This is a genomic window from Clostridium sp. ATCC BAA-442, assembly GCF_964239415.1.
Taxonomy (GTDB): Bacteria; Bacillota; Clostridia; order Oscillospirales; family Oscillospiraceae; genus Flavonifractor; species Flavonifractor plautii.
Genome location: NZ_CAXSQB010000060.1, coordinates 1,141 through 9,889, shown reverse-complemented (window position 1 = coordinate 9,889; position 8,749 = coordinate 1,141). Strand labels below are relative to the sequence as shown.

The following is an 8,749-nucleotide window of genomic DNA, read 5'->3' as shown; positions in this document are numbered from 1 at the left end:
GCTTTGCGGGCGGCGCTCGTTTTGTATTTATTCGGCCAGGATGCTATGGCCCCGCTTGAGGTAGCGTCCAGCGCCCCGCTTGCCCACGAACTGGTTGTCCCGGGCCACCACTTCTCCGCGGGAGAGCACCAGGTCAATGGCCCCCTGGAGCTCCATACCCTCATAGCAGGTGTAATCCACCGCCGAGTGCAGCCCGGCGTGGGTGAGGGTGCGGCGCTTGGCCGGGTCGAGGATGACCACGTCGGCGTCGGCGCCGGGCTGGAGGGTGCCCTTCCGGGGGTAGAGGCCGTAGAGGCGGCTGGGGTTGGCGCACAGCAGGCGCACCAGCTCGCAGATCGACAGGCGGCCCTTGGCCACCCCCTCCGAGTACAGCACCGGAAGCCGCTCCTCCACGCCGGGGGCGCCGTTGGGGCAGGCGGTGAAGTCGCCCGCGCCGAACTGCTTCTCCACTGCGAAGTGGAAGGGGCAGTGGTCGGTGGCCACGGCGTCGATCACCCCGTCCTGGAGCCCTTGCCAGAGGGCGTCGCAGTCCGCCTGGGTTCGCAGTGGCGGGGACATGACGGCCTTCAGGCCCTCCTGGGGGTCTGCGTAGGCGGCCTCGGTGAGGGTGAGGTACTGGGTGCAGGTTTCCACGCCCACGCCCTTCTGCCGCTGGGCGCGGGCCTTGCGCACCTCGGCCAGGCCGGCGGCGCTGGACAGGTGCACCACGTACACCGGCGCCTCCCCGGCCATGGCGGCCAGGTGGAGCAGGCGGCTCACCGCCTCCGCCTCACAGCGGGCGGGGCGGCTCCTGGCGTGGTAGATGGGCTGGGTGAGGCCCTGGGCCTTGTACCAGCCCCGCAGGTAGTTGACCACTCCATCGTTCTCGCAGTGGGCGGGGATCACGATACCGTCCTCCCTGGCCTGGCGGAGCACCTGGAACAGGGCCCCGTCGTCCAGGCCAAAGTCATAGGTCAGATAGGCCTTGAAGCTGGTGATGCCCTCCCGGTCGGCAAGCTCCCCCATCTCCCGGAGCACCCGTTCATCCACATGCTGGAGCACGCCGTGGAAGCCGTAGTCGATGACCGCCTTTCCGTCGGCCAGACGGTGGTACTCCTCCACCTGGTGCCACAGGGAGCAGCCCTTGGGGCCGAAGGCCATGTGATCCACGATGGTGGTGGTGGCGCCGCAGGGCGGCCACGGTGCCGGTGTAGAAGTCGTCCACCGCCCGGTGGGCCCCGGCCTGGAGATCCATGTGGGTGTGCACGTCCACCGCGCCGGGCAGGACGTACTTGCCGGAGGCGTCGATCACCTGGGCGTCCGGGGCCGACAGCCCCGCCCCCACGGCCTTCACCACGCCGTCCTCCAGGAGCAGGTCGGCCCGGAAGGCGGCGGTGTCGCTGACAATGGTGCCGTTTTGAATGATGGTACGCATAAGAACCCCCTTTATCAGATGTCGGATGTGGAAACCAATGTGTTCAGCGGTCCTGGCGCTTGCACAGGGCGCTGTAAATCACGAAGGCGAACACACAGCCCAGCAGGTAGGAGCTGTCGTAGATCCACCTGAGGACGGGAATAAACTGGCACACGAAAATGAAAATGAACAGGACTGCCATGGTCACCAGGGCCAGCACGTTCCAGCCGCCCTGATAGTAGTAGGCGCCGCCGTCCTGGTAGTAGAGGTCGGGCAGGCGGAGACGGTTGCGGTACTGGCTCCACAGGGCCGCCAGACAGATGCCGGTGATGGGACCCAGGAACACGGCCAGGGTTCCATTTAAAGTATACACATAGCTCTCGGGATTCTCAACCAGTTTCCAGGGCAGGAAGCAGATGGAGAGGATCGTGGCCACCACGACGGCCTTTTTGTAGGTGAGCACCTTGCCAAAGAGGGAGGAGAACACCACGGAGGCGGCCGCCAGGTTGCAGGCTACGTTCGTGGTCAGGGTGGCCAGGATGATGAACAGGGAGAAGATGATCACCACAGCGGGATTGCCGAAGTGGGAGACCAGAATGCTGGGATCCCAGAAGGCCTCGCCGAAGGCCAGCTCGGAGCCGGAGGTGCCGCAGATGCCCACAAAGACGATGAAGGCCGTCATGATGGGCGCACCGATGAGCTGGCCCTTCACCTGGGCCCCCTCAGTCTTGGCGTGGCGGGTGTAGTCGGAGAAATTCAGGGCGATGGTGGCGTCAAAGGCGATCATGGAAGTCAGGGAGGGGAAGAACTGAGACCAGAAGCTCTCGCCGTTGCCGCCTGCCACCTGAGTGGTGAACAGTGCGGCAAATCCTCCCTTCTGACTGGCCAGCCAGAAGGCCCAGACAATGACTACGCCGCTGAGAATGATCAGGATGGGGGCGGCGAAATCCTCCAGGAAGCGGATGGCCCGGCTGCCGTGGTAGCCGATGTAGAAATTGATGAGTACAAACAGGCCGAAGCTGAGGAAGCTGTGGAACGCCAGACCGGTGTAGGCCGGGAAGATGACGGCGATGATGGCGTCCAGAGCTGTGCCGCCGATCCAGTTCTGAATCCCGAACCACAGGCAGCCCATGAAGGCACGGATGATGGTGGGAATGGCCGTGCCCTTGGGTCCGAATACCATCTTGGACAGGACGGGAAAACTGGCGCCGTAGCGGGAGCCGAACTTTCCCAGCAGGATGGAGGGGATGAGGACCAGCGTGTGGCCCAGCACGCAGATAAACAGCGCCTGATACCAGGTTAGGCCGGCGGACAGCAGGGCGCTGGCCATCATATACACGGGAATGGAAACCAGGATACCGGTCCAGAGGGTTATGTAGTTCTTGGTGGACCACTCGCGGCCGGACAGGGGAATGGGCTTTGTGTCCTCGGTGTAGATATTTTTGTGGGACTGGATTTCCTGAACGCCCTCCGGGGTCAGCTCAACCACGAAGGAGCGCTCCGTCTGGAGCTCTGCCATAGAATAGCCTCCTCTGTTAAATGGATAAAACAAAAAATAATTAGCACTAAATATTTTTCGGATCAATAATATACCGAAGAACTCCCGTTGTAAAGGTCAAATCTGATGAAAAACCAGTAAATTTTTTGTGCAGAAAAGCAAAGAAAAGAGAGCCGTATAACTTTCTCCTGGCCTGCCATACTAACCCCATCAAGGAAGAAACAGGGGAAGCGCGATGGAACGATTTCAACTCAAGCCCACAATTTTCTTTGGACCGGACGCCTTGGCGGCCCTGGAGGGGCTGGCCGGGCGGCGGGTGATGGTGATTACCGACTCCTTCCTGGCCCAGTCCGGCCTGCTGGAGCGGGTACGCGCCCGCCTGCGGGACTGCACCGTGGAGGTGTTCGACCAGGTGGTGCCCGACCCGCCCCTGGAGCTGGTGGCCCAGGGGGCCAGGGCGCTGGCGGAGTTCCGCCCCCAGGCGGTGGTGGCCTTCGGCGGCGGCTCTCCCATGGACTGCGCCAAGGCCATGCTGGAGTTCGGCAAGAAGCTGGGGACCGGGGCGGACATCCGCTTTGTGGCGGTGCCCACCACGGCGGGTACCGGCTCGGAGGTCACCTCCTTCGCCGTGCTGACCGACCGGGCGAAGGGAGTCAAGTACCCCCTGGTGGACGACGCCCTTCTGCCCGACGAGGCCATTCTGGACCCCTCCCTGCTGGCGGGGGTACCCCCCGCCGTGACGGCGGACACGGGCATGGACGTACTCACCCATGCCGCCGAGGCCTACGTGGCCCGCGGGGCCACGCCCTACACCGACGCCCTGGCGGAGAAGGCGTTTACCCTGGCCTGGCAGAACCTGCGCCCCGCTTGGGAAACGGCGGGGGAGAGCGGGGCCAAAGGGAACATGCTGCTGGCCTCCAACCTGGCGGGCATCGCCTTCAACGCCGCCGGGCTGGGCATCTGCCACAGCCTGGCCCACGCTCTGGGCGGGCGGTTTCACCTCCCCCATGGGCGGCTCAACGCCCTGATTTTGCCCCACGTCATCCACTTCAACGCCGCCGATGGGACAGCGGCGGAGAAATACGGACGTTTGGCCAGGCTGTGCGGCCTGGCGGCCAATCCGCGCTCCCTGGCCGCGGGACTGAACCGGCTGCGCGCCCAGCTCAAGCTGCCCGAACGCCTGAGCGCCTGCGGAGTGGAGGGAAAGGAACTCACCGCTGCGCTGGACGGCCTGGCCGAAGCGGCGCAGGCGGATCTCTGCGCACCCTCCAACCCCCGCCCCGCGGCGGCGGAGGACTTGAAGAGTCTGCTGAGGGAGCTGGCGTGATGGAGGAGACCTTATTATCCGTCGGCATCGACACCGGCGCCGCGTCTCCCCAGACAGGCCAGCCTGTTTGGGGGCCCCATGTGATGTTCGCATCCTCGGCGGAAGTGAATTCCGTCTGCGGAAAATCTCCGCGTTGCGTCGATTTTACGGGCATACGCCCGCCCCGCAGAGCGGGGGCCCGGTGGTGGAGGTGCCGAAATGAGTGAAACCCTGTTATCGGTCGGCATCGACATCGGCACCTCGTGTCCCCCGACAGGCCAGCCTGTCTGGGGGCCCCGTATGATGTTGACATCCTCGGCGGAAGTGAATTCCGCCTGCGGAAAATCTCCGCGTTGCGTCGATTTTACGGGCATACGCCCGCCCCGCGGAGCGGGGCCCCGGTGGTGGAGGTGCCGAAATGAGTGAAAGCCTGTTATCGGTCGGCATCGACATCGGCACCTCCACCACCCAGCTCATTCTCTCCCGCCTGACCCTGGCCAACCGGGCTAACCCCTTCTCGGTGCCCCGCATCGCCATCGAGGATCGGGAGGTGCTCTACCGCAGCGGGATTCACTTCACACCCCTGCTCTCCGACACCGTGATCGACGCCGAGGGGGTGCGGACCATCGTGGCGGAAGAGTACCGGAAGTCGGGCTTTGCGCCGGAGCAGGTGGACACCGGGGCGGTGATCATCACGGGAGAGACCGCCCGCAAGGAAAACGCCCGGGAGGTGCTCTCCGCCCTCTCCCAGTTCGCCGGGGACTTTGTGGTAGCCACCGCCGGGCCGGATCTGGAGTCCATTCTGGCCGCCCGGGGGGCGGGCGCGGATGAATACTCCAGGGAGCATCACACGGATGTATTACACTTTGACATCGGCGGCGGCACATCCAACCTGGCGCTTTACTCCCATGGGGAGCTGGCGGCCACCGGCTGCCTGGACGTGGGCGGGCGGCTGATCAAGCTTGACCGGGAAGGAACCGTGACCTATGTCTCACCGGTGCTGGAGCGCGGGGAGATGTGGGCATCGCCCCCGGCGGTTGGGCAAAAGGCCGCGCCGGAGGGGTTGGAGCCCGTCATCCGTTCCATGGTGGAGGCCCTGGAGCAGGCGGCGGGCCTGCGGCCTGGGCGGGACCGGCTGGACGCCTTTCTCACCCAGGGAACCCGCTGGGAGCCCCGGGCGGTGCCGGTGGTCTCCTTCTCCGGCGGTGTGGCCGACTGCATCTACGCGCCCCCCGGCGACTGGAAGGCCTACGGCGATATCGGCGTGCTGCTGGGACGGGCCATCGCGGTCTCCCCCGCCTTTCAGGCGGCGGGGCGCTTCCGGGGGGAGGAGACCATCCGGGCCACGGTGGTGGGGGCGGGGAGCCACTCCACCGAGCTGTCCGGCTCCACCATCTACTACCGGGACATCGCCTTCCCCCTGAAGAACCTCCCCATCCTCAAGCTGACCGGAGAGGAAGAGCGGGGGGACGCCGCCGCCCTGGCACAGTGCATCCGGGACAAGCTGGGGTGGTTTGCCGACGAGGGCGGGCTGAGCCCGCTTGCCCTGGCCCTGCGGGGGGAGGGAAACCCCTCCTACGCCCGGGTGGACGAGCTGGCCCGCGGGATTGCCGGGGGGCTGGAGCCCCTGCGCGCCCAAGGGATCGCCCCCGTAGTGCTGGTGGAGGCCGACCAGGCCAAGGTGCTGGGTCAGGCCATGGCCCAGAGGGTGGAGGGCCCCCTCCTCTGCCTGGACAGCGTGGGGGTGGACAACGGCGATTATATCGACATCGGCGCGCCCGTGGCGGGCGGCGCGGTATTACCAGTTGTCATCAAGACGCTGGTATTCAACAAATCGTAACCGCGAAGGAGCGATCACATGATACTCAAAACAAAGTTGCTGGGGCACGTGTACGAGTTTAAGTCGGTAAAGGACGCCCTGGCCAAAGCAAACGAGGAGAAGTCCGGCGACCGGCTGGCGGGCATTGCGGCGGAGAACGCCGAGGAGCGGGTGGCGGCCAAGGTGGTGGTGGCCAACCTTACCCTGGCCGATCTGCGGGCCAACCCCGCCGTCCCCTACGAGGAGGACGAGGTCACCCGCATCATCCAGGACGGCGTGAACGAGAAGATCTACGATGAGATTAAGCACTGGACGGTGGCCGAGCTGCGGGAGTGGCTGCTGGATGAGAAAAACGGCGGCGACGCCATCCGCCGGGTGAGCCGCGGCCTGACGGCGGAGATGATCGCCGCCGTGGCCAAGCTGATGAGCAATCTGGATCTCATCTACGCGGCCAAAAAAATCCGCGTCACCGCCCACTGCAACACCACCATCGGCCTGCCTGGTACCCTGTCCTGCCGCCTCCAGCCCAACCATCCCACCGACGATCCCGACGGCATCATGGCCTCCCTGCTGGAGGGCCTCACCTTCGGCGCGGGGGACGCGGTGCTGGGCCTTAACCCGGTGGACGACAGTGTGGAGAGCGTCCGGCGGGTGCTGGACCGGTTCCAGGAGATCAAGACCCGCTGGGACATCCCCACCCAGATCTGCGTGCTGGCCCACGTGACCACCCAGATGGAGGCGGTGCGCCAGGGGGCACCCTGCGACCTGATCTTCCAGTCCATCGCCGGCAGCCAGAAGGGCAACGAGGCCTTCGGCCTGGACGGCAAGCTCATCGAGGAGGCCCGCCAGCTCGCCCTGCGGGAGGGCACCGCCACCGGCCCCAACGTCATGTACTTCGAGACCGGCCAGGGCTCTGAGCTGTCCTCCGAGGCCCACCACGGGGCCGACCAGGTGGTGATGGAGGCCCGGTGCTACGGCTTCGCCAAGCGGTTCCAGCCCTTCCTGGTCAATACGGTAGTGGGCTTCATCGGGCCGGAGTATTTGTATAACTCCAAGCAGGTGATCCGGGCGGGCCTGGAGGACCACTTCATGGGCAAGCTCACCGGCATCCCCATGGGCTGCGACGCCTGCTACACCAACCACATGAAGGCCGATCAGAACGACATCGAGGATCTGGCCGTCCTCCTCACCGCCGCCGGGTGCAACTACTTCATGGGCATCCCCCACGGCGACGACGTGATGCTCAACTACCAGACCACCGGCTTCCACGAGACCGCCGCCCTGCGGGAGCTCTACGGCCTCACCGCCATCCCGCCCTTCCAGGCGTGGCTGGAGAAGATGGGCTTTGTGGAAAACGGCAGGCTGACGGAGCTGGCGGGGGATGCGTCCGTCCTGCTGGCGTGAATCGGCGGCCCACACGCGCACCCTGTAGGGCGGGGGCTTCCCCCCGCCGCCTACTCCCATCCCGTAGGGGCGAACTGTGTTCGCCCGCCCTATATCATTGAGGTGACAATATGAACGAACAAGAGCTGCGCTCCCTGGTGGAGCGCATGGTGCTGGAGCTGGCGGGCCAGCCCAACGCCGCGGCCCCGGCCAAGGCCACCCCGGTGACCGCCGCTGCGGCGGCCGGCGGCTGTCTGGACGACATCACAGAGACCGATTTGCGGCGGCAATATCTGGTCAAAAACCCCAGAAACGGTCCGGCCTTCCTGGATTTGAAGCTGCGCACCCCCGCCCGGCTGGGCCTGGGACGGGCGGGCGCCCGCTATCAGACCCTATCCATGCTGCGCATGCGGGCCGACCACGCGGCGGCGCAGGACTCGGTGTTTTCCCACGTGGACGACGCCTTTGCGGAAAAAAACGGCTTTGTCCCTGTCCAGACCCTGTGCCAGAACAAGGACGAATACCTGACCCGCCCCGACCGGGGCCGCCGCTTTGACGAGGCCAATCAGGCCATCATCAAAAAGACCCTGGGCCAGAACCCCAAAGTGGTTCTGGCGGTGGGGGACGGCCTGTCCTCTGCCGCCATCGAGGCCAACGCGGTGGACTGCATCCAGGCGGCCAGGGCGGGACTCAAGACCTATGGCCTGGAGAGCGGCCCGGTGCTCTTCATCAAATACTGCCGGGTGGGCGCCTCCGACCACATTGGGGAGCTGACCGGCGCGGAGGCGGTGTGCCTGCTGGTGGGGGAGCGGCCCGGCCTGGTTACGGCGGAGTCCATGTCCGCCTACCTGACCTACAAGCCCCACATCGGCATACCTGAGTCCAAGCGCACGGTGATCTCCAACATTCACCGCCAGGGTACCACCGCCGTGGAAGCGGGCGCGCACATTGCGGAGCTGATCAAGACCATGCTGGAGAAAAAGGCCAGCGGAATTGATCTGCGGTGAAATACGTCCGCCCGCCTCCACGGGGCGCGCGGCGCGCGTACAAGCGTTTTGCCCTGTGGGCAAAACCTTGATGCCGGGCGAATTCAGTTCGCCCGAGCAGATGAAAGAGGCGTTTGGGAGCCCCGTGCGGCCAGCCGCACGGGGGACGGCGGGCGCGCACATTGCGGAGCTGATCAAGACCATGCTGGAGAAGAAGGCCAGCGGCATTGATCTGCGGTGAAATACGGACGCCTCCACGGGGCGCGCATCGCGCGTACAAGCGTTTTGCCCTGCGGGCAAAACCTTGATGCCGGGCGAATTTAGTTCGCCCGAGCAGATGAAAGAGACGCTTGGGGGCCCCGGG

The 8,749-nt window shown here is 65.5% G+C and carries 5 protein-coding genes and 1 pseudogene; 4 read left to right on the top strand and 2 right to left on the bottom strand.

From position 1 onward, the window contains the following. Window positions 1–27: 27 nt before the first annotated feature. Together hydA and ACESY8_RS17445 are read right to left on the bottom strand one after the other, a co-directional pair. Window positions 28–1,414, bottom strand: a pseudogene (hydA, locus tag ACESY8_RS17450) (dihydropyrimidinase). Between the two features lie 43 nt (window positions 1,415–1,457). Further along, window positions 1,458–2,912, bottom strand: a complete 1,455-nt coding sequence (locus tag ACESY8_RS17445; protein WP_021630658.1) for an NCS1 family nucleobase:cation symporter-1 — start codon at window positions 2,910–2,912, stop codon at window positions 1,458–1,460. A 214-nt stretch (window positions 2,913–3,126) separates the two neighbouring features. Between ACESY8_RS17445 and ACESY8_RS17440 the strand changes: the two genes are divergently transcribed. The 4 genes from ACESY8_RS17440 (at window position 3,127) to eutC (ending at window position 8,406) form a co-directional block, all read left to right on the top strand. Continuing rightward, entirely contained in the window at window positions 3,127–4,218 is a 1,092-nt protein-coding gene (locus tag ACESY8_RS17440) for a 1-propanol dehydrogenase PduQ (protein ID WP_021630660.1), read from the top strand. A 397-nt stretch (window positions 4,219–4,615) separates the two neighbouring features. Further along, window positions 4,616–6,037 carry an ethanolamine ammonia-lyase reactivating factor EutA gene (locus tag ACESY8_RS17435; RefSeq protein ID WP_434307794.1) on the top strand — a complete coding sequence of 474 codons (1,422 nt, stop codon included), beginning with the start codon at window positions 4,616–4,618 and terminating at the stop codon, window positions 6,035–6,037. Between the two features lie 18 nt (window positions 6,038–6,055). Then, on the top strand, window positions 6,056–7,420 hold the full coding sequence (locus ACESY8_RS17430) for an ethanolamine ammonia-lyase subunit EutB (protein ID WP_204681527.1): 1,365 nt from the start codon (window positions 6,056–6,058) through the stop codon (window positions 7,418–7,420). A gap of 110 nt (window positions 7,421–7,530) precedes the next feature. Next, window positions 7,531–8,406 (top strand): ethanolamine ammonia-lyase subunit EutC, encoded by an 876-nt coding sequence (gene eutC, locus ACESY8_RS17425; protein WP_054339504.1) that lies wholly within the window; start codon window positions 7,531–7,533, stop codon window positions 8,404–8,406. The last annotated feature ends 343 nt before the right edge of the window (window positions 8,407–8,749 follow it).

Bases quoted from the DNA above. Each gene is read 5' to 3' on its own strand.
- ACESY8_RS17430 (WP_204681527.1), top strand. From the start codon at position 6,056: ATGATACTCAAAACAAAGTTGCTGGGGCACGTGTACGAGTTTAAGTCG.
- ACESY8_RS17435 (WP_434307794.1), top strand. From the start codon at position 4,616: ATGAGTGAAAGCCTGTTATCGGTCGGCATCGACATCGGCACCTCCACC.
- ACESY8_RS17440 (WP_021630660.1), top strand. From the start codon at position 3,127: ATGGAACGATTTCAACTCAAGCCCACAATTTTCTTTGGACCGGACGCC.
- eutC (WP_054339504.1), top strand. From the start codon at position 7,531: ATGAACGAACAAGAGCTGCGCTCCCTGGTGGAGCGCATGGTGCTGGAG.
- ACESY8_RS17445 (WP_021630658.1), bottom strand. From the start codon at position 2,912: ATGGCAGAGCTCCAGACGGAGCGCTCCTTCGTGGTTGAGCTGACCCCG.